The sequence below is a fragment of the Flavobacterium collinsii genome, assembly GCF_902804485.1.
Taxonomy (GTDB): Bacteria; Bacteroidota; Bacteroidia; order Flavobacteriales; family Flavobacteriaceae; genus Flavobacterium; species Flavobacterium collinsii.
On record NZ_CADCST010000064.1, the window covers coordinates 33,047 to 53,989 of the forward strand.

The window sequence follows — 20,943 nt, forward strand, 5'->3', positions numbered from 1 at the left end:
AATCTGTCGCAAAAAAAATAAACCTCATTTTAATTCGCGGAATTCATTTTTAAAGCGAAATTAATTAGCACTAATTCGTGAAATTTGTGGCAAAAAAAACATTTTAATCGGCTGCAAAAAGACAAATAAAAAAGGTCCGACTTCCGTCGAACCTCTTTTATATAAATTATAATCTTTCGATTACAACAAAGCGTCTAAACTATCTGCGTAGGTTTGTTTTGGAGCTACTCCAACTTGTTTTCCTACTACTTCACCGTTATGAAAAACCAAAACGGTTGGTATGTTACGCACACCATATTTTGCAGCAAATTCCTGGTTAGCATCTACATCTACTTTACCAACAACTACTTTACCTGCGTATTCATCGCTTAATTGGTCAATGATTGGACCAACCATTCTACAAGGACCGCACCATGCTGCCCAAAAATCTACCATTACTGGTTTGTCTGATTTCAAAACTACTTCATCAAAAGTAGCATCTGTTATTGCTAATGCCATAATTTCTTGTCTTTTAAAATTATCGTCTGAATTGTTTCGTTTCAAACTAGACCACAAATTTAAAAATTAAATGCAAATGAAACACCATAACCAAATTAGTTTTCATTATAAATGTATTGTCATTAATTATATCAATCCAAAAACCTAAAATCATAAGTTTTAACCTACACTAATATCGGTTTTTATCTTTTTAGGGAAACGTCATTTTTTTGACTTATCTTTAATCATCCTGAAAATTCTTCCAGATGAACGCTACTTTACTCCACATAAAAAACTTTTTTCGATCGATTCATTTTAGAAAATACGCCAGGCGTTTTGGCTTTTTCATTCTGGGACTTATTGCTTTACTACTTATTGCCTGCGGTGGATTGTCTCTTTATTTTAATCGAAACAAAACCGAAATCATCGCCAAGATCAACACCAAAATCAATGAAAACATCAACGGAAAATTTCATATTGGCGATTTTCATTATAAGTTTCTAACCGGTTTCCCCAACTTTACCTTGGCCCTAAAAGATGTCGAAGTAAAAGACAATCAATGGGCCACGCACAAACACACTTTATTAAAAGCCAAGGAAATAGAAGTACGTTTAAACGTTACGAGTTTACTGCAAAACGAAATCAACATCCATAAAATCCTGATCAATGATGCAGCTATCTATGTGTATAAAGCGCAAAATGGCTACTCGAATGCCAATATTTTTAAGCCGAAGAAGAAAAAATCACCGGAAAACAAATCCGATACTGAGACCACAATCAATCAAATCGAGCTAAATGAGGTTCACTTTACGCTAAACAATCTTCTCGGACATAAATTATTTGATTTTGATGTGGACCGCTTACAGTCAAAAGTAGATTATGATGGAGACAACTGGCAAACCGACGTTTTTTTAGACACCCAAATTAAAAGTCTCGCCTTTAATACGGTACACGGAAGTTTTGCAAAACAGAAAGAACTCAAAGGTACTTTTGCCGTTTCCTACTCCGCTTCAAATGAAAAAATTGACGTGGTAACCAAAGGCCTTAAAATTGGATCGGATGCTTTTGACATTACCGCTTTTTTCAATCTTGCCAAAGGAAAAGCACTTTTCGGAATCAATATTGGGACGACTATTTTATGGCAAAATGCATCCAATTTATTATCGGCAAACATCAGTTCTAAGCTTAACCGATTTAATTTACAACAACCAATCGATGTGAATTGTGACATCAAGGGCGATTTTAATGCCGAAGGTGATCCCAGAATTGTCGTTCAGGCCATTATCAAAAACAACGAACTGAGCATTCCGGACGGATTGATTAAAAACTGCCACTTCAAAGGGATTTTTACCAATAATTTCAAACCTACAGCCGGTTATAACGATGCTAATTCAGCTATTATTTTAACAAATTTTGCAGGTGAATACGAAAATATTCCACTCTCGATTCCGCAATTGTCTATCAATAATCTCGAAAAACCGCTCGCTACCGGAAACGTAAGTTCTGACTTTGATATCGAAAGGCTCAACGAAATCAGCAACGACAAATGGATTCAGTTTACAGCCGGTCATGCCAAAGCCAACCTAAAATTTCAGTTTGACATTGTTGATTTGTACATTACCAAACCTCGTTTTATTGGTAAAATAGATGTCGATGACGCTTCGTTTCATTATATTCCAAAAAATGTTCGTGCCGTAAAAACCAACATTCATCTTGACTTTACCGAGAAAGCTTTACTCATCAAGCAAATTGCCTACAAACACAATATGAATACGATTTTCGTTGAAGGAAAAATTGACAATTTCCTCAACCTCTATTATGATGCTCCCGAAAAAATGATAGTAAACTGGAAAATCTATTGCCCCAATATCGATCTGAAACAATTTCTGGGCGTTTTAGCGACCTCTCAAAAAGTAAACCCCACCGCCAAAACCAACAAAAAACCAACAATTTCGAATCATCTACGAACCGTAATCGACAAATGTGTGGTGGTAATCGACATCAAAGCCGATAAAATCAATTACAACAAATTAACCGCAACCAACACTACTGCCACCGTACAAATGATCGATTCGAGACTGGTTATCAAAAACGGTTCGCTGCAAACTTCGGGCGGAAGCATCACCTTTAACAGTGAAGTAAAACCAAGCGGAAAAAACTTTGCTTTTAGCTCAAACGCCAACGTAAATCGAGTTGATATTGCGAGTTTTCTAAAGTCGTTCAACAACTTTGGGATTCAGTCTTTTAGTCCAAGTAATATTAAAGGAAAGCTAAGCAGCCAGGCCAATGTAACCGGATTCATCAACGGTAATGGCGAATTGATTACGAATTCGATGCACGGCAATCTGACTTTCAACGTCAATCAGGGCGCTTTGTTAAACTTTGAACCTATTGTGAAAATTGGCAAGTTTGCTTTTCCGTTCCGCGATGTTAAGAATATTACATTTAGCGATTTATCCGGCACTCTAAAATTGCGCGGAGAACAGGTCGATGTGAATAATTTCACCATTAGTTCGAGTGTTTTAAACCTTGATGCCGAAGGTGTTTATTCTTTTGGCCGAGGCACCAATCTTGCCCTCACCATCCCACTCCGAAACTCCAAAAACGACATCAAACTCGCCACCAAAGCCGAACGCGATGCCGTCCGCGAACGTGGAATCGTCCTGCATCTAATTGCACTCGACGAGGAGGGAAAAATGAAAATTAAATGGGGAAAGAGGGATAAGTAGTTTTTTTATCACATCCTTTCAACACAATCTTGTCATTTCGATCGAAGAGAGAAATCACACAAGTAACTCGACAAAGATTTACCACCCTGAGCGAAGTCGAAAAGTCTTTTGTAACTTGGAATTTGAGATTTAAGATATTGTAATTTGAATATCTAGGAGCCATTTACTTCGTCAGTTCGCTTTGGCTCGTGTCCTGGCTGTCCACTCTATCTTTTGCGGCGAACCCCGCTGTAAAAGGATGCCGCTCCCGCCAGGGCTAGGGGTTTTGGTTTCATGAGAAATTTAGAAATATTAATCAACGCCAGTCAGAAATGATTGGCGTTTTTTTTATGGAAAAATTTTAAAAACCCAGTTAATATCACGTTGAAAACTATTAAACAATGAGGCCAATTGTACTCGGGTCAATTGTACGCACAAAACTACTTTTATAAACTATGAATATCAAAGAAAAATTCGGATTCAAAGTCAAAGAACTTCGAGAACAAAAAGGATACTCAATCGAGTATTTAGCCAATATTTCCAACGTTGATCGAAACTATATTTCAGACATCGAAAAAGGTCAACGCAATGTTTCCATAGAAATAATAGAAAAAATAATTACCGCTCTTGATACTGATTTTGGAGCTTTTTTTAATGATAATAATTTTAAGAAATGAAAATGAAAGAGCAAATTTCAATTGAAGAATTTGATGGGAAAAAATTCAAAATTAGAACTGTAGAAGAGAACGATAATAAAAAAGCCGTTGTAACTCATTATCTGCATAATTATCATAATGGAGCAAAAAAACATTACGAAAAAGAAGCCGTAAAATATCTAAATGAAATTGTTGAATATAAAAATGAAGAAGAAAATTTAAACATGGTTTCTGATTCTGCATTACAACAATTACTATTTGAAGTTGAAAATGTACCTTTTCCAACTCCTGAAAATTATACTTTTCAATTTATTGATCTTTTTGCAGGAATCGGAGGATTTAGATTAGCTCTACAAAATTTAGGAGGAAAATGTGTCTTTACATCAGAATGGGATCTCAATGCAAAAAAGACTTACAGAGCCAATTTTGGAGAAATTCCATTTGGGGACATAACAAAAGAAAAAACTAAAAATTATATCCCTGAAAATTTTGATGTTTTATGCGCAGGATTTCCTTGTCAAGCGTTTTCAATCGCCGGAAAAAGAGGTGGTTTTGAAGATACCAGAGGAACATTATTTTTTGATGTCGCTAAGATCATCAAAGACAGAAAACCAAAAGCAATTTTCTTAGAGAATGTAAAGGGCCTAAAAAGTCACGATAAAGGAAAAACTTTAGAAACAATTCTAAATGTTCTACGAAATGATTTAGGATATTATGTTCCTGAACCTGAAATTATGAACGCAAAAGAATTTGGAGTTCCTCAAAACAGAGAGCGGATTTACATTGTCGGATTTAGAAAAAACCTAAATATTGATTCATTTCAATATCCTAAACCTTTTGAAGAAAAAGTAACATTCAAAAGTGTGAAAGAGAAAACAGTTGTTCCTACAAAATATTATTTATCAACTCAATATTTACAAACTCTAAAAGACCATAAAGAAAGACACGCCAATAAAGGAAACGGATTTGGATATTCAATTATTAAAGATGATGAAATTTCAAATTCAATCTTAGTTGGAGGAATGGGTCGTGAAAGAAATCTAGTACTTGACAACAGAATAAAAGATTTTACTCCAACAACACACATAAAAGGAGAAGTAAATCGTGAAGGAATTAGAAAAATGACGCCTCGTGAATGGGCAAGATTACAAGGCTTTCCTGATAATTTTATAATTCCAGTTGCAGATGCTTCAGCTTATAAACAATTTGGAAATTCTGTTGCGGTTCCTGCAATTCAAGCAACTGCTGAAAAAATTATACAAAAAATCATAAAGCTACAAAATGAGTAATCTTAACGAACTTGGAATTACAGTAGGAAAAGACAAAAAAGCTAACATTATATTTGATAGCCTATTTGAAAATTTTTTACATATAAAATATAGCAAACCATCAGAATATGTTTCGATTTATTGGGATGCTTATAAAAAACACGAAGAAGGCAACAACAATCTTAATGGTAAGATCTTCGAATATATTCTTGCAACTTTATTTGTTCGTGAAGAAATTTTGCCATTATATTTGAGCGCAAAAGTTGCATTTGTACCTAATGTAATATATGACTTAATGTTATATACTAGCGAACGGGGACCAATTTGTATTTCCGCAAAAACCAGTTTAAGAGAACGATACAAACAAGCTGACTTAGAAGCAATCGCTTTAAAATATGTTCACAGAAAAGCATTAAGCTACCTTGTAACACTTGATCCCACTGAAGCAAAAAGTGTAAAAGCAAAAATTAAAAGTGGTGATGTTATTGGACTTGATGATGTAGTAGTTGCTACTAGCAAAGAATTTGATGAATTAATTTTAGAATTAAAAAATTATCAATTTTCTGAACCACCAACCGTAAAGGTAATTCAAAGTAATCAAATAATAACTTTTGAAAAAGTTCGCAGAATTAGCGATTCTAATCAGTAATATAATTCAAATAATAATCGATTAAATCTTTTCGACAAGCGCTAGAAATAAATTTTCACAATGGACCGTATAACCCCACAACAACGCTCCAAAAACATGCAAGCTGTTCGCAGCACCAATACCAAAGAAGAAGTTCGTTTGGCAAAAGCACTATGGAATCTGGGTTATAGATATCGAAAAAACAACAAAACCGTTTTCGGGAAACCAGACTTTACTTTTAAAAAATTAAAAATTGCCATTTTCGTAGATTCAGAGTTCTTTCATGGGAAAGATTGGGAAACGAGAAAAAAACCACAAACTAATCCTGAATTCTGGATCAAAAAAATTGAACGGAATATTCAGAGAGATATTGAAGTCAATGCCTATTTAGAAGTTCAAAACTGGAAAGTTTTGCGTTTTTGGAGTAATGATATCAAAAGGAATTTGGATTCCTGTATTCTTGAAATTCAAAACACAATTGTAGAAAGACAAGTTTGATAATTGTTGCGGAGCTACTTGCGAAGATTTCTCATTCTTCGAAATGACAAACTAAGCGGAACAAAAGGAACCAAAATAAAAAAGCCACTTTCTCAGTGGCTTTTCAAGTTTATTCAACATCCAGATACGGATTTAAGATTTCGGCTAATTGATTCAGCCAGTAAAAACCATTTTGGAGGTTTGCTTTCTCGGATTGTAGGGATTCGTGTTCCTGCATTACGCTTAAGGCAAGCGCATAGTTTACCTGACGAATGGTTTTTGCCATTGTTTCGGGATCAATCGAATTACTGAAAAAATCAGTTAACCTTAATTCGGTTTCTTTGGAAAGGGTGTTTGTACTCATAATCTGAAAGTTTAAGGGATATAAAACCCGAATGGGTTAGCTGTCCTACGCCTTTCAGAGCGTTGCAGTTGTTTCCAATACCGCCAGCGTACCACACGGGCAAAAGTTTAGTCAAGTTCATAATCTGAAAGTTTAGGACTGCGAAGATATGAAAACCAAAAAAGTTATGGAGGATTTTCTTAGTTTTTAACTTGTCTATTGTTGCGGAGTTACTTGTGAGGATTCCTCCTGCCTCGGAATGACAAATAGCACGTAAAACACAAAATATCCATAAAGTATGTCATTTCGAAGAATGAGAAATCCTCGTGAGTAACTCTACGATCTAAATCAAACCTTGCGGAGTTACTTGTGTGATTTCTCTCTTCGATCGAAATGACAAAAAAAGCCAAATTAATTTCTTAATGTTTTATTAACCTACTTGTGTTTTTGTCTAAAAAAAGATAGCTTTGAGAAACAATCATTAAATATAAACCCATATGAAAATTCAGATCAATACCGACAAGAACATCGAAGGACACGAAAGATTAGAAGCTTATTTCTCTGGCGAATTAGAAAAAGGTTTAGCGCGTTTTGAGGAAAAAATAACCCGCATCGAAGTACATTTTGGTGATGAAAACGGAGAGAAATTTAGCTTAAACGATAAAAAATGTGTGATTGAAGTTCGTACTGCAAAATTACAACCAGTAACTGTTACAGAACATGCCGATACACTCGAAAAAGCTTTTATCGGTGCATTGGCGAAAGCAAAAAAATCTCTTACTACTACTTTCGAAAAAATGAAAGCATATTAATTTATATACCATCCATAAAAATGGCCTTATCTCTAATCCGGATAAGGCCATTTTCTATTTTAGCAAAGCCGTCATTTCTTCCCAGTGTACTATTTTTACTTTCTGATCTAATTGATCTGCGCTTTTTACCATTGCTTTGGCAATATCTTCGGCTTCTATTCCTTTGTATTTACTTAAGCTTCCCACAAACAAAGGGTTGATCAATTTGAATATTCCAATGAAAACTTTCTCCATTGGTCGGCTCTCTTTTCGGTCTCCTAAAATAATCGAAGGACGAAAAATATAAGTATGCTGTAAATCCAAAGTGATGATCCCTTGTTCGGTTTCTCCTTTTAATTTGGTGTAAAATATCGACGATTTCGCATTTGCACCAAGTGCCGAAACTAGAAAAACCGCTTTTGCTCCGTTTTCTTTTGCCAGTTTTGCTGCCAAAATTGGGTAATCATGATCTATTTGATAGTATAACTTTTTGTCCGGTGTTTTCTTCTGTGTAGTACCAAGAGCGATAAAAACTTCATCGGCCTGAATGTCCTTCACCACTTTGGGTAAGGAGTTAAAATCACCTATCAGCGCTTTTAGCTTTGGATGCTGGATGTTTAAATCTTTCCTTACTACAATTATTACTTGCTCATAGTTATTGTTGTTCAACAGATTTTCGAGAATATAGGAACCTACTAGTCCGCTTGCTCCGTACAGAATTGCTTTTTTCATAAGTAAGGCGATTTGTTTCCTCGAAGTTAGAAATTTATAGGCTTACTTTATACATAAACTTTTTGGGCTGAGTTTTTAAACACATAGAAACATAGATTTTGCAAACTTAAAAAAAGGCATTTCATTTGTTTAAATACACATAGCTATGTGCCAAATCTTGATTTGTATTTAAGTCTTTTTTATTCATTTTTAAATCCTATGTTTCTATGTGTTTAAATATTTTTCACGCAGATTTCTTCTAGTCTATTTAATCTGTGACTATAAACGTTCAGAGTATGTTGCTCTGAAAGAGCTATAGCAAAAGCATGGTGCGAAGCACTATGAATGAAGATGAATTTTATTTTAAGCCCTGAAAGGGCGAAAGCCTAATTTCAAAGGGAACATTTATTCTATTTTTAATTATTTTTTATGAGAAACTGCGGTTTTCCTTAATCTTTATTGTCTATTTGCTGTTGCCCTTTCAGGGCAATTTCAACTCTTGATTTAATTCGCAGTGCGTTGCATTACGCTATTGCTTTTAGGGCTTTCAGCCCACTTTAAAAGTTTTTCACACTCACGATTTGTTAAAACATCGACAACAAACAACGCAAAGCAAAACACGATTAACATAATAATAACGCTTTTTGATATTGTAAGAAGTAATTTTGCAGTCCCAAAAGTGGAACTTAGTTTTTGAAATAAAAACAAGCTTCTTAATTGAGATTATCCATTACAAATTATTAAAAATTACCCTCATGAAAAAGCAACTACTCGTATTATTAATCGCAGTATTTATAGGCTTTGACGTAAATGCGCAAGTAAAATCATCTGAAACAAATGTGCTGGTTTTGATTTATTCTCAAAATGGCGGAACTTATAAAATGGCCAAATCTATTGCCGAAGGAATTCAGGAATATCCTAATGCAAAAGCAATTCTAAAACGTGTTCCTTCGATCAATCCGAAAGAAAAATTGAATGTTGATGTAGAGAAATTACCAATTGCAACCATCGAAGAGCTTGCAAATTATGACGGAATCGCTTTTGGAAGCCCTATTCACTTTGCAAATATTAGTGCCGATATGAATTACTTCTTCGGTCAGAGTATTCCGCTTTGGACTTCAAGAGCTTTAGAAGGAAAACCAGCCACTGTATTTATGTCGGCAGGATCGGGAGCAGGAAAAGAAGCTGCGATTTTATCGTTCTGGAATATTCTTGCGTCTCACGGAATGGTGATTGTGCCTACCGGAATCATGGGAACAGCCACTTTGGACAAAACAGTTCCGCAAGGAAATACTCCGTTTGGAGCAACTTCATTGGCAGGATCTGTTGGAACACGTCCGTCACAAAGCGAATTGAATTTTGCTAAAGAGCAAGGAAAAGCTCTAGCAAGAGTGGCTTCGGGATTGAAAAACACAGAAAGTAATAAAGTAGTCAAAACAACTGCCATTGAAGCTAAAAGCGATATCAACAAAACATTAAAAGACAATAATATTGTACTTCCTGAAGCTCCTAAACCAGTTGGAAACTATGTTCCGTTTACGATTTCAAATCATAAAGTATACATTAATCAGGTGGCTTTAAAAGACGGTAAGATTTTGAATCCAGGTAAAGTTGGCGCAACGGTTACGGATGATCAGGCCAAAGAAGCTACCTACCAAACAATGCTAAATGTAATGGCCGTTTTGAAAGAAGCTTGCGGTGGCGATTTGAACAAAGTAAAACAATGTGTACAGTTAACAGGATATTTTAATACCACTCCGGAATATACGCAACATGCAGCCCTTATGAATTCGGCTTCAAACCTGACGGCTTTGGTTTTTGGAGAAAAAGGAAAACACGCCAGAGCAACCATTGGTGCGGCTTCGTTACCGATTAATTCGGCTGTTGAAATTCAGGCGATTTTTGAAATTGAATAAAGGAAAATTTTACCGCAAAGTTCGCAAAGAATTACGCAAAGGCCACAAAGTTTCGTGAATTACGCTTTACTTTGAAATCGCAAGGAGATTGTGCTTAAAAAAGCTTAGCTTAATGACATCGCTCATAGGGATTACCTATATTTTATAATACAACCTAGTTTTTCGCGTGAGGGATAGAGCTAAGCTACCGAAGTAGCAGCGAAAGCCCGACAGCAATATAAAAAGGGGCGACTAAGCGATTGCAATAGTCAGCCCCTTTTTATATTGGTGGCACGCCCAGATTATTATTTACACAATTCTTGGCTTCCTTATGATTTTGGTAATGGCGCCCCAACTGCAATATCGCAGCGATGCCCCGGTTTTCCATGTACAGGATTCTTTCCGTCAGCTACAGTTGCCGTTTCTGTACTTAACAAAGCTGGCACAGCATTATCTGTTGCAGGTGGTGTCACGGTAAAGGTTTGTGAAGAAGATCCGCTTTGAGCTGTATTGGCGGCGGCAGGCTGTTTGGCCGCTACAGGAGAATTTAAAGGTGCTCCAACCGGAATATCGCAGCGATGTCCGGGTTGTCCGTGAGCAGGATTCATTCCTTTAGCCACTTTTGCCGGTGCGACAGTTGTCGTAGTCACCACATTTTGTTGTCCCGGTTTTACCTGAACGGTCTGCGTAGGCTGTACAGTTGCTGTTTGCCCTTGTGTTGGAGCCGAATTTAATGGCGCGCCAACCGCAATGTCACAGCGATGTCCGGGTTGCCCGTGTGCAGGATTCATTCCGCCATTGGCACTCAAAACTGTATTTGGATTTGCGGTTACAGGAGCCTGAGCCTGAGTCTGAACAACTGAATTTACTTTTGCCGTATCTTTTGCCAGTCCCAGTTTTACCAATTCAGAATTTGGTGTGTTTTCCTGAGGCTCTAATTCCTTTTTACAAGAAGTTAAAAAGACTGAGGTAAGCACTAATGAGGTGATAAGTATTTTTGGATTCATGATGTATCGATTTAAAAACTATCAAATATACTAAATCATATTATAACACATAAGTGATGTAAGATAATTTAAGTTTTGCCCGGTGAATTGGGCTCGCGAAGACGCGAAGACGCAAAGTTAATGTTTCGTGCAGGTTTTAAAATAAAAGCTTTGCGGCTCTGCGTCTTTGCGAGATTAAACTATATTTTTTGCTAACTTTAAATCCAAAACAAACCTCTTATGAAAAAATCAATCTTACTTTTATTATTTGTTACTGCTTTTGCAAACGCGCAAACTTCTGAAAAAGACAAAGTCAACCAAACTATCGATGCCTGGCACAAAGCTGCCGGTGAGGTGAAATTTGATGCTTATTTTGATTTAATGGCCGATGATGCGATTTTCATTGGAACAGATGCTACAGAAAACTGGAACAAAAAAGATTTTAAAGTTTGGGCGAAACCTTATTTTGACAAAGGAACTGCCTGGAATTTTAAAGCATTAGAACGTCATATCTTTTTTGACAAAACCGGAAAAATTGCCTGGTTTGACGAATTGCTAAACACTCAGATGAAAATTTGCCGCGGATCAGGAGTTTTGGTTAAAGTAGGGAAAGACTGGAAAATACAACATTATGTTTTATCGATGACGGTTCCTAATGAAGAAGTGGATGCTGCGATCAAAATTAAAGCACCAATTGAGGACGTTTTTATTGCAAAGCTTCAAAAAAAATAAACATTTTCGAACTTTCTTTTTATAATCCTAACTTTTCTAGCGCTTTAGAGGATGTAGTGGCGATTTCATTATAATACAATTAACAATTTTGCCCATTTTTTGGAAGTGTAAAATAAGATACTCTCAAAAAAACGGATTGGATTTTGCAAAATTGATTAAAATACAACTCGCACCTCTATTTTTAAAGCCCTGTAACACAGAATATTCATTTTTTTATAACTTTGACCCTATAAAAAATAGGGTTAAATAAAGTATTTGAAAAATGAAAATAGAAAAACGCTGGATCATTTCCTTTATTATTATAAGTATTGTATGCATTACCGGTGCCTTTTGGCCAACTGTAACCGAAAATAGTTATGTATTAGCTGAATTTGGCACAACCGATCATATCGTTCCTGCCGATGTTGCCTGGATGTTAACCTCCTGCTGCCTGGTTTTGATCATGACCCCGGGATTATCGTTTTTTTACGGCGGAATGGTCGGTAAGAAGAATGTGATTTCGACCATGTTACAGAGTTTTATCTGTTTGGGAGTTGTAACACTTCTGTGGGTTGTGGTTGCCTTTAGTCTGGCTTTTGGCGATCCTGTAGGACTTAACTTGGGAGGCCATTTTTATAGTTTCTTTGGAAACCCAACTACTTTTGCTTTTATGGATTATGTGGGGGTTTTGCCTCATAAACAATTGGCGAGTACGATTCCGTTTATGCTTTTTGCTTTGTTTCAAATGAAGTTTGCAATTATCGCCCCTGCAATTATTACCGGATCCTTTGCAGAGCGCGTTCGTTTTATATCGTATTTAATTTTCATCAGTCTGTTTACTCTTTTCATCTATGCTCCTTTATGCCATGCCGTTTGGTATCCAACAGGTATTTTAGGAAGTTATTTTGGTGTCAAAGATTTTGCAGGAGGAACAGTCGTACACATGAGTTCCGGCTTTGCCGCTTTGGCAGGAGTACTGGTTTTAGGAAAAAGAAAAAACAGTTTACATATTCCAACCAACATTCCGTTTGTATTGTTAGGAACCGGAATGTTATGGTTTGGATGGTTCGGATTCAACGCTGGCTCAGCTCTTGCTGCCAACGGAACCGCCGCAATGGCTTTTGCTACAACTACAACCTCATCGGCCGCAGCCATGTTAACCTGGGTTTTCTTTGACCGAATGAACGGCAGAAAAGTCTCGGCTCTTGGTGCCTGCATTGGAGCTGTTGTAGGTCTGGTGGCCATAACACCCGCTGCCGGATTTGTATCGGTTCCAGAAAGTATGTTTTTTGGATTTATAACGGCTTTGGTTTCTAATTCGGTTGTAAATTGTCGTTTCTCGAAAAAATTCGATGATACACTTGATGTTTTTGCCTGTCACGGTGTTGGCGGTATTATGGGAATGATTTTAACCGCCGTTTTTGCCCATGGCGAAGACGCAAGTTTACTACACGGAGGATGGAATGTATTTGCACATCATATGATGGCATTGGTTTTAGTTTCAATCTTTACTTTCTTCGGAGCCTATTTCCTATTCAAAGTGACCAATTTTATTATTCCGTTACGTGTTTCTGAAGAAAACGAGCATATCGGACTGGATCTCTCCCAACACGATGAGACGCTTGATCCAAAATTAAAACCTATTGCAGAACCACATTACGGATAAAAAATCTTTTCTCCCGCCACGAATTCCACTAATCTACACTAATTTTTTTCCGCCCATACCGCTTAAATTAATTCGTGAATTCGTGGCGAAAAACTTTTAGAACGTAATTACGCTATTTGCATTCGTTTATATTCTTACTATTTCTCTTACCACAAATTAAAAGAATTTAACCGATTTTTTATCTGTGTTAATCTGCGGCTAAAAAAAGGTTGCCACGAATTCCACTAATTTGCACTAATTTTTTCCGACCAAACCGCTTAAATTAATTCGTGAATTCGTGGCGAAAAAAAATATCCTTGATGAAAATTCGTGAAGGAAAACTTTTAAAGCTAATTGTGCTATTTTCATTCGTTTATATTCCTTAATTTTGCTGAAAATTTTTGTAAAAGTGGGAAGTAAAAATAAACTAAAAAGATTCAGAGAAAACGAAACATTTCAAAACGTTTTTCAACCAACCAGAGAAGAAGTTGTAGGTGATTTAATGCCTTTGAAAGGAAAATGGAATTCTGATTTCTTTAAAAATGACAATCCATTAGTTTTAGAATTAGGATGTGGAAAAGGAGAATATTCTGTTGGATTAGCAGAAAGATATCCAAACAAAAATTTTATTGGAATTGATATTAAAGGAGCCCGTTTCTGGAGAGGTGCTAAAACCGCTGTAGAAAACGGATTACATAATGTTGCATTTGTTCGAACTCAGATCGAACTGATCAATCATATTTTTGCTGATCATGAGGTAGACGAAATCTGGATTACTTTTCCGGATCCGCAAATCAAATACAAAAGAACAAAACACCGTATGACCAATTCGGAGTTTTTAAAACTGTATAAAAAAATCCTTAAAAAAGACGGTGTTGTAAACTTAAAAACCGACAGCGAATTTATGCACGGTTATACACTAGGGTTACTTCACGGTGAAGGTCACGAAGTTTTATACGCAAATCATAATGTGTATAAAAACGAAGGAAGCCCGGAAGAAGTTACTGCATTCCAGACTTTTTATGAGAAACAATATTTAGAGATTAACAAGGCAATTACGTATATTCGTTTCAAAATTAAAGACTAATTTAATTTTAAAAACGTTTTTCAAACCCATTAAACAACTGAATGGCATTACTTACCCCATTACTTTCAGGTTTTCTTGCTGCTTTCATTGGGATTATTCCACCAGGTCTGATCAACATGACTGCCGCCAAAGTAAATTTGAAAGAGGGTAAAAAAAATGCCTTATGGTTTGTTGCCGGAGCTGTATTGGTTATCTTTTTTCAGGTTTCTTTAGCCGTTTTATTTGCGCAGGTTATCGACAATCGCCCGGATGTGGTGACTTTGTTACGTGAAGTGGGATTTGCTATTTTCTCTGTTTTAACGATTTACTTTTTGTTTATCGCTAAAGAACCCAAAGCCAAAAAATCGAAGATTAAAAAGAGCAGCAAAAAGAGCCGCTTCTTTTTAGGAATGCTGCTTTCCGGACTGAACTTTTTCCCGATTCCGTATTATGTGGTTGTAAGTGTTACTTTGGCTTCTTATCACCTTTTTGTATTCGAAAACAACATCATTTTTACCTTTGTATTCGGATCTGTTTTAGGTTCATTTGCTGCACTATACAGCTACATCGGTTTCTTTGGGCGAATCGAAAAAAAAACAGATTATCTGATGCGAAACATGAATACCATCATTGGAAGTATCACAGGATTAATTGCTCTTCTGACGCTTTTTAATATTTTGAATTATTATTTCAGCTAATAAAATATAAGTTCAAATTATATAGGACGAGAGGTAATTTTCTTTGTTTGTAAAATTTTAGTTTCACGCAGATTTTGCAGATTAAGCAAATCCTTTTTCTTTAATAAATTAAAAGCTTTTTTAGCTTCTTTTTAATGCATAAAATCTGCGTGAAAATTTCGTTAGTAAAATCATTTCTCACCCTTTAACCTGTGTTACAAATTATGGCTGAAGATAATTTTTTTGAAAGAGTTTATGCGATTGCCAGACAAATTCCGCACGGAAAAGTAACTTCGTATGGCGCAATAGCCAAAGCTTTAGGAACTGCCCGTTCTGCCCGAATGGTAGGCTGGGCAATGAACGCCTGTCACAATATGGATGATGTTCCGGCACACCGTGTTGTAAACAGAAAAGGACTGCTGACTGGAAAACATCATTTTGACGGAACCAATTTAATGCAGCAGCTACTCGAAAACGAAGGCATCGAAGTTATAGACAATCAGATTATAGATTTTGAAAAACACTTCTGGCAGCCGGAAATCGAACTTTAATTTTTTTAACCGCAATGAACGCAATGAAAGCGCAAGGGACGCAAGATTTAGTTCCAAACGGCTCTGCACCCGTCTTCCTTCTGCATCTTAAAGTCCAAAGATGACAATCATAATTTGATTGTGCGAACCGTATATTTCGTACTATTTACTCTTTGATATCTTGACTAAATCAGACAAATCACAAAACTGGTTCTGTCTTCATCGGTTTGATAACTCAAGTAGCCTCCATGCGCTTCGATGATATTTTTAGAAAGCGTCAGTCCAATTCCGGCACCATCTTTTCTCGTAGTAAAAAAAGGCAGAAAAACTTTATCTCTGATCTCGGTATCGATCCCTTTTCCGTTATCCGAAATGGTAATAAAAAAACGATTGTTTTCGGTATAAGCCGATAAAAACATCTTCTTTTCATTCTTTTCTTTCAGTGCATAAATACTATTTGTGATTAAATTAATAATCACCTGTTCCATCTGACTTTTATCAATTAAAATCGATCTCGAACTATTGATTTCGTTTACCAATTCAACATTTTCCGCTTTTAAAATCGGACTCATCACCCGAAGACAGTCTTCAAAAAGAACATTTATAGAAGTCATTTTTTTTGTCGGAGTCGGCAGCATCGCCAGTTTTCGGTAGTTTTCTACAAAAGCCTGCAAATGATCACTTCGATTGATAATCGTCGAAATACTGCTTTTGATATCTTCAAAATCATCCTCTTCCAATGCTTCCTGATCTACGATTTGGAGTAAATTCTGCGAAAGCGCACGAATTGGCGTTAAGGAGTTCATTAACTCGTGTGAGATAATTTTCATCAGATTAATCCAGGCTTCTTTCTCCTTTTTCTCAATGACCCGTTGAATACTGTCCAGCAAAATAATAAAATACTCTTTGTCGTACGTTTTTGTATGCGAGGTCTGCAGCATAAAAGTCTGCAAATCCTGCTCTTCAATTTTGATAGAAATAGCCGATTTCAATTCGGTAAAACCCATTTTTTCAATTTCCTCACAAAGAGATGGCAGGTAATTTTTAAGGTATTTCCAATGGCTTACTTTTGGCACCTTAAATAAGTTGGAAAAGCAATCGTTCATTAAAAAAAGATTCCAATCCTCCCCTTCTTTCTCGAGAATTAAAGTAGCGGTATCAATGTTGTTTAATATAGACTGATAGATGCGTTCTTTTGAAGTCTGTTCCTGTCGCTGAAACCTTAGCTTATCATACAACAAAAACAAATTCCTGAAATTGTCTGTTTTGTGTTCTTCGGGAAAATTACTTGAAAAGTCATTCTGCAAGATCGACAGAAGCATTTTATCGTAAAACAAAGACTGATTTTTAACAAAAAAGTACATTTCGGCCAATAATAGCAAAACCACAAAACCAACTAGAAGCGCATTGTAATAAAACGTTTTGTAAATGAGAAAGACACAAAAGAAAAAGGGGATCATGACGAGCAGCACCCTTGCAAACAAAGCGTTATAAAATTTCCAGTTCTTCATTATTTTATTTTTTAGTCCCGCAGCTTAAAAAACATTCCTTAAAGTCTGCCTCAAAAAGCTTTTGAGTTTAGGTGTTTTTTAGGTCGTATTTCTCAATTCTTCGGTACAAAGCTGCTCTTGACAACCCAAGTTCTTCGGCTGTTTTACTGATGTTGCCATTGTTTTTAAACAATGTTTTCTCGATCGCACTTCTTTCCATTTCAGACAACGGATTTTCATCATTTTCCTGAAATTCTTCGAAATCCAAAATATCCAGATTGGTCACCGAAATAGTCTGGTTATCGGCTAAAATTAAAGCGCGTTCAATTTTATTCTCCAACTCCCGAATATTTCCTTTCCAGGGATATTTCTCCAAATAAGGACCAACGTTATCCTCAAAACGCCAATTTTCCTGATTGTATTTTTCGGCAATCTTATCCAGAATAAAATTAGCCATCGGAACGATATCGTCTTTTCGTTCGCGTAAAGAAGGCAGATAAATCTCCATCGTGTTGATGCGGTACAGCAAATCTTCACGAAATGTTTTATTTTTCACCTCCGCTTTTATGTCGGCATTTGTAGCAGCAATAATCCTTACATTTAGTGGCCTTGCTCTGCTCTCTCCCAAGCGGGTTACGGTTTTAGTTTGCAAAACGTGCAGTAACTTAGATTGCAGATGCAGCGGAATATTCCCTATTTCATCCAAAAAGATCGTACCTCCCGAAGCCGTTTCAAATCTTCCGGCCGTATCGGTTTTAGCATCTGTAAAAGCTCCTTTGGCATAACCAAAAAGTTCACTCTCGAATAAATTATCACTCAGCGAACCCAGATCGACATGTACAAAAGGGCGCTCTTTACGTTCTGAATTCAGATGAATGTACTCTGCAAAAACATATTTTCCGGTTCCGTTTTCACCAAGTATCAAAACGTTAGCATCCGTTTTAGCTACTCTTTCGGCAATCGAATAGGCTTGTTTGATCTTTAGAGAAGTTCCTGTAAAATAACTTTTGGTCGTTTTTTCAACTATTTCTTTTTTACTGTTTTTTCGACTTTCAATTACTGCTTTATCAATGATCTCCAGTAATTTTTCGTTGTTCCAGGGTTTCAAAACATAATCGAAAGCACCAATTTTGATTCCTTCAACTGCGGTATCAATTTTACCAAAAGCAGTCATTAAGATCACAATCGTTTGCGGCGAAAGCGTTTTTATTTCCTTCAGCCAATGGATTCCTTCGCGTCCGTCTTCAAAACCAATCCGGTAATTCATGTCTAACAAAACCACATTTATTTCATTTTCACTTAAAATTGAAATGATTTTTTTAGGACTATTTGTCGTGAAAATGGTTTCAAAATGTTTTTTGAGGATCATTTTTGCCGAAAAAAGAATTTCTTCCTGATCGTCAACGATTAATATTTGGGCTTGTTTTTTTCGCATGCTGTCTTTTTTTGTCCGATTCTGAACGGTCAACTGTTCATTTCCGAACACTTCTATTTTGGATGGTTTTTAAAGCTTCTTTAAAATCAACACTTTACAAATGATAATTTTTATGGCACAGTATTTACCTATTGGTAATCAGTAAATTATTTAAAAAAATGGACAAGTTAATTCCTCGTAAAAATAGAAAATTTAGATATCTCACAATAGCAATTGGAGTTTTTTTAGTTTTGGCAACAATCGTATTTTTCTCGTTTAATACCAAAAGAAGTCTAAACGTAAAAGCAGATGAACTAAGTATTCAGAAAGTCGAAAAAGATTTCTTTGAAGATTTCGTTGTTTTTCAGGCCAAAGTAGAACCTCTTAATGTAATGCTTGTGAATGTTACCGAGGGCGGATCTGTAAAAGAAATTTTTGTTGAAAATGGTGCAATGGTAACCAAAGGTCAGTCTTTAGCCCGCTTGTTCAATCCAAACACAGAACTAAACTATCTGACTCAGGAAACAGCAATTATCGAGCAAATTAACAATCTAAATACAGGGAAACTGAACATTAGAAATCAGGAATTAAACTTAAACAAAGACCTGGTTTTAATCGAACATGATTATAATGATGCCAAAAGGCTGTACGATATGAACGCGAAATTGTTTGAAAAAGATGTGATTTCGAGAAATGACTGGAATAATTTTAAAGAAAGTCTGCGTTTTCAGGACGAGCGCAAAAGAACGATCCAGCAAAGTATTCAAAAAGAAAAACAAACCAATCAGGTTCAAATTTCTCAAATCAACCGTTCTATTCAGACTATGGAGAAAAGCCTGGATATTTTAAGAAACAATAAAAAGAACTTTTTAATCACAGCACCTGAAACGGGCAGACTGACTTCTTTTCAACCTGTTTTGGGAAAAACTTTTCAGGCAGGCGAAAGTATCGGAAAAATCGATTCTAAACAGGGGTATAAGTTAACCGCTGATGTAGATGAGTTCTATCTCGAAAAAGTACGCGAAGGCTTAAAAGGCCAGGTAGAGTTTCAAGGGAAAAATCTGGAAGTGTTAGTTACAAAAGTGGTTCCGGAAGTAAAAAGCGGCCACTTTAGAGTGGAGCTGGCTTTTATCTCCAAAGAAAATATCACTTTACAAGACGGGCTTAGTTTTGGGGTAAAACTGATTCTGTCCGAAAAGAACAAGACACTTGTGGTTTCAAAAGGAAGTTTCAATCAGGAAACAGCCGGAAAATGGATCTTTGTAGTAAAAGGAAACAAAGCCGAAAGAAGAAACATAAAACTAGGCCGCGAAAACCCATCGTATTACGAAGTGTTGGAAGGTTTAAAAGAAGGAGAATCTGTCATTACTTCATCTTATACCGATTATAAAGACATTGAAGAGTTATCGATTAATCGCGCTCAGTAGGAGTTTTTAGTTTTCAGTCGCGGTTTTCAGTCGCAGTTCTCAGTCGCAGTCGCAGTCTCAGTCGCAGTCTCAGTTCACAATTCACAGTTCACAATTCACAGTTCACAATTCACAGTTCACAGTTTACATTTTACAATTAACATTTTACAATACACAAAGTTTCAATCATCAATCATCAATCAAAAAATAGAATTAACAACAACTAAATTTTTAAAACTTATGATAACCATTCAAAACCTAACCAAAGTTTTTAGAACAGAAGAAGTAGAAACGGCAGCTTTAAGCGGCATTTCTTTAGAGATAAAAAAAGGAGATTTTTTAACCATTATGGGGCCTTCTGGTTGTGGAAAATCGACTTTACTAAATATCATTGGGCTTTTGGACAGTGCATCGGGCGGGAGCTACAAATTATTAGATCAGGAAATGATTGGTTTAAAAGAGAAAGGAAGAGCAAATGTCCGCAAAGAAAACATTGGTTTTATTTTCCAGAATTTCAACCTGATCGACGAACTTTCGGTTTATGACAATATCGAATTGCCTTTGATTTACAACAATGTAAAAGTTTCTGAAAGAAAACAAAAAATTGAGGCTATTGCCGAAAAACTAAATATTTCACACCGTCTTAAACATTTCCCACAACAACTTTCCGGAGGACAACAGCAAAGAGTTGCCGTTGCAAGAGCTCTTGTAAACGATCCTAAAATTATTCTGGCCGATGAGCCAACCGGAAACTTAGATAGTAAAAACGGTAATGAGGTAATGGAACTTTTAACCGATTTGCATGCTAAAGGAGCTACCATTTTAATGGTTACCCACTCTGATTATGACGCTTCATTTTCGCAAAGAACGATTCATATGAAAGATGGTGTGATATTCTCTGAAAAATTTAATCAGCGTAATGTTGATGTTTTTATGGACGCTAAATAAAAATAAAATGATCAAATTTATTGTAACCGCAGTCATAATCCTGATGGGATTTGTTTGCAAAATACTATCAATCCTATAAAATCTGGCTAATAGCAAAACCTGTAAGACTATTTTAA

The 20,943-nt window shown here is 36.1% G+C and carries 20 protein-coding genes; 14 read left to right on the top strand and 6 right to left on the bottom strand.

From position 1 onward, the window contains the following. Positions 1-180: 180 nt before the first annotated feature. Entirely contained in the window at positions 181-498 is a 318-nt protein-coding gene (gene trxA / locus FLA105534_RS04370) for a thioredoxin (RefSeq protein WP_012023423.1), read from the bottom strand. A 245-nt stretch (positions 499-743) separates the two neighbouring features. Between trxA and FLA105534_RS04375 the strand changes: the two genes are divergently transcribed. The 5 genes from FLA105534_RS04375 to FLA105534_RS04395 all read left to right on the top strand — a co-directional run bounded on the left by FLA105534_RS04375 (position 744) and on the right by FLA105534_RS04395 (position 6,235). Then, a complete protein-coding gene (locus FLA105534_RS04375; RefSeq protein WP_173964818.1) occupies positions 744-3,206 on the top strand; it encodes an AsmA family protein in 2,463 nt (820 codons plus the stop codon). Positions 3,207-3,640: 434 nt separating this feature from the next. Further along, positions 3,641-3,862, top strand: coding sequence for a helix-turn-helix domain-containing protein (locus tag FLA105534_RS04380; RefSeq protein ID WP_026982691.1), 222 nt, complete (start codon positions 3,641-3,643; stop codon positions 3,860-3,862). Between the two features lie 2 nt (positions 3,863-3,864). Then, the gene (locus FLA105534_RS04385; protein WP_317168170.1) at positions 3,865-5,130 is read left to right on the top strand and encodes a DNA cytosine methyltransferase; all 1,266 of its coding nucleotides are present in this window, start codon (positions 3,865-3,867) and stop codon (positions 5,128-5,130) included. After that, on the top strand, positions 5,123-5,758 hold the full coding sequence (locus FLA105534_RS04390) for a PDDEXK family nuclease (protein WP_173964820.1): 636 nt from the start codon (positions 5,123-5,125) through the stop codon (positions 5,756-5,758). The genes FLA105534_RS04385 and FLA105534_RS04390 overlap by 8 nt, the downstream gene beginning before the upstream one ends. 60 nt (positions 5,759-5,818) lie before the next feature. Continuing rightward, positions 5,819-6,235, top strand: a complete 417-nt coding sequence (locus tag FLA105534_RS04395; protein WP_173964821.1) for a very short patch repair endonuclease — start codon at positions 5,819-5,821, stop codon at positions 6,233-6,235. Between the two features lie 109 nt (positions 6,236-6,344). Here the strand turns inward: FLA105534_RS04395 and FLA105534_RS04400 are convergent, their stop codons facing one another. After that, the gene (locus FLA105534_RS04400; RefSeq protein ID WP_173964822.1) at positions 6,345-6,578 is read right to left on the bottom strand and encodes a hypothetical protein; all 234 of its coding nucleotides are present in this window, start codon (positions 6,576-6,578) and stop codon (positions 6,345-6,347) included. Positions 6,579-7,054: 476 nt separating this feature from the next. On the opposite strand from FLA105534_RS04400, the gene FLA105534_RS04405 reads away from it, so the two are divergent. Continuing rightward, positions 7,055-7,369, top strand: coding sequence for an HPF/RaiA family ribosome-associated protein (locus tag FLA105534_RS04405; RefSeq protein ID WP_173964823.1), 315 nt, complete (start codon positions 7,055-7,057; stop codon positions 7,367-7,369). A 54-nt stretch (positions 7,370-7,423) separates the two neighbouring features. On the opposite strand, the gene FLA105534_RS04410 is transcribed toward FLA105534_RS04405, so the two are convergent. Continuing rightward, positions 7,424-8,080: an NAD(P)H-binding protein gene (locus tag FLA105534_RS04410; protein WP_173964824.1), complete on the bottom strand. Its 657-nt coding sequence runs from the start codon at positions 8,078-8,080 to the stop codon at positions 7,424-7,426. Positions 8,081-8,814: 734 nt separating this feature from the next. On the opposite strand from FLA105534_RS04410, the gene wrbA reads away from it, so the two are divergent. Further along, positions 8,815-9,975 carry an NAD(P)H:quinone oxidoreductase gene (gene wrbA / locus FLA105534_RS04415; protein WP_173964825.1) on the top strand — a complete coding sequence of 387 codons (1,161 nt, stop codon included), beginning with the start codon at positions 8,815-8,817 and terminating at the stop codon, positions 9,973-9,975. A 308-nt stretch (positions 9,976-10,283) separates the two neighbouring features. Here wrbA and FLA105534_RS04420 read toward each other — a convergent pair whose 3' ends face one another. Next, positions 10,284-10,961 carry a hypothetical protein gene (locus FLA105534_RS04420; RefSeq protein WP_173964826.1) on the bottom strand — a complete coding sequence of 226 codons (678 nt, stop codon included), beginning with the start codon at positions 10,959-10,961 and terminating at the stop codon, positions 10,284-10,286. 219 nt (positions 10,962-11,180) lie between these two features. On the opposite strand from FLA105534_RS04420, the gene FLA105534_RS04425 reads away from it, so the two are divergent. The 5 genes from FLA105534_RS04425 to FLA105534_RS04445 all read left to right on the top strand — a co-directional run bounded on the left by FLA105534_RS04425 (position 11,181) and on the right by FLA105534_RS04445 (position 15,590). Beyond that, complete coding sequence (locus tag FLA105534_RS04425; protein ID WP_173964827.1) at positions 11,181-11,672, top strand: nuclear transport factor 2 family protein; 492 nt, start codon at positions 11,181-11,183, stop codon at positions 11,670-11,672. Positions 11,673-11,934: 262 nt separating this feature from the next. Continuing rightward, positions 11,935-13,317, top strand: coding sequence for an ammonium transporter (locus FLA105534_RS04430; protein ID WP_173964828.1), 1,383 nt, complete (start codon positions 11,935-11,937; stop codon positions 13,315-13,317). Positions 13,318-13,705: 388 nt separating this feature from the next. Beyond that, entirely contained in the window at positions 13,706-14,383 is a 678-nt protein-coding gene (trmB, locus tag FLA105534_RS04435; protein WP_173964829.1) for a tRNA (guanosine(46)-N7)-methyltransferase TrmB, read from the top strand. A gap of 41 nt (positions 14,384-14,424) precedes the next feature. Beyond that, positions 14,425-15,060: a LysE family transporter gene (locus FLA105534_RS04440; RefSeq protein ID WP_173964830.1), complete on the top strand. Its 636-nt coding sequence runs from the start codon at positions 14,425-14,427 to the stop codon at positions 15,058-15,060. Positions 15,061-15,263: 203 nt separating this feature from the next. Further along, positions 15,264-15,590: an MGMT family protein gene (locus FLA105534_RS04445; RefSeq protein ID WP_173964831.1), complete on the top strand. Its 327-nt coding sequence runs from the start codon at positions 15,264-15,266 to the stop codon at positions 15,588-15,590. 164 nt (positions 15,591-15,754) lie between these two features. Here the strand turns inward: FLA105534_RS04445 and FLA105534_RS04450 are convergent, their stop codons facing one another. Both FLA105534_RS04450 and FLA105534_RS04455 read right to left on the bottom strand, forming a co-directional pair. Then, on the bottom strand, positions 15,755-17,080 hold the full coding sequence (locus tag FLA105534_RS04450) for a sensor histidine kinase (RefSeq protein WP_173964832.1): 1,326 nt from the start codon (positions 17,078-17,080) through the stop codon (positions 15,755-15,757). Positions 17,081-17,147: 67 nt separating this feature from the next. Then, complete coding sequence (locus FLA105534_RS04455) at positions 17,148-18,494, bottom strand: sigma-54-dependent transcriptional regulator (protein ID WP_173964833.1); 1,347 nt, start codon at positions 18,492-18,494, stop codon at positions 17,148-17,150. A gap of 158 nt (positions 18,495-18,652) precedes the next feature. On the opposite strand from FLA105534_RS04455, the gene FLA105534_RS04460 reads away from it, so the two are divergent. After that, on the top strand, positions 18,653-19,900 hold the full coding sequence (locus FLA105534_RS04460) for an efflux RND transporter periplasmic adaptor subunit (RefSeq protein WP_173964834.1): 1,248 nt from the start codon (positions 18,653-18,655) through the stop codon (positions 19,898-19,900). Between the two features lie 219 nt (positions 19,901-20,119). Next, entirely contained in the window at positions 20,120-20,827 is a 708-nt protein-coding gene (locus tag FLA105534_RS04465) for an ABC transporter ATP-binding protein (RefSeq protein WP_173964835.1), read from the top strand. Positions 20,828-20,943: the final 116 nt, after the last annotated feature.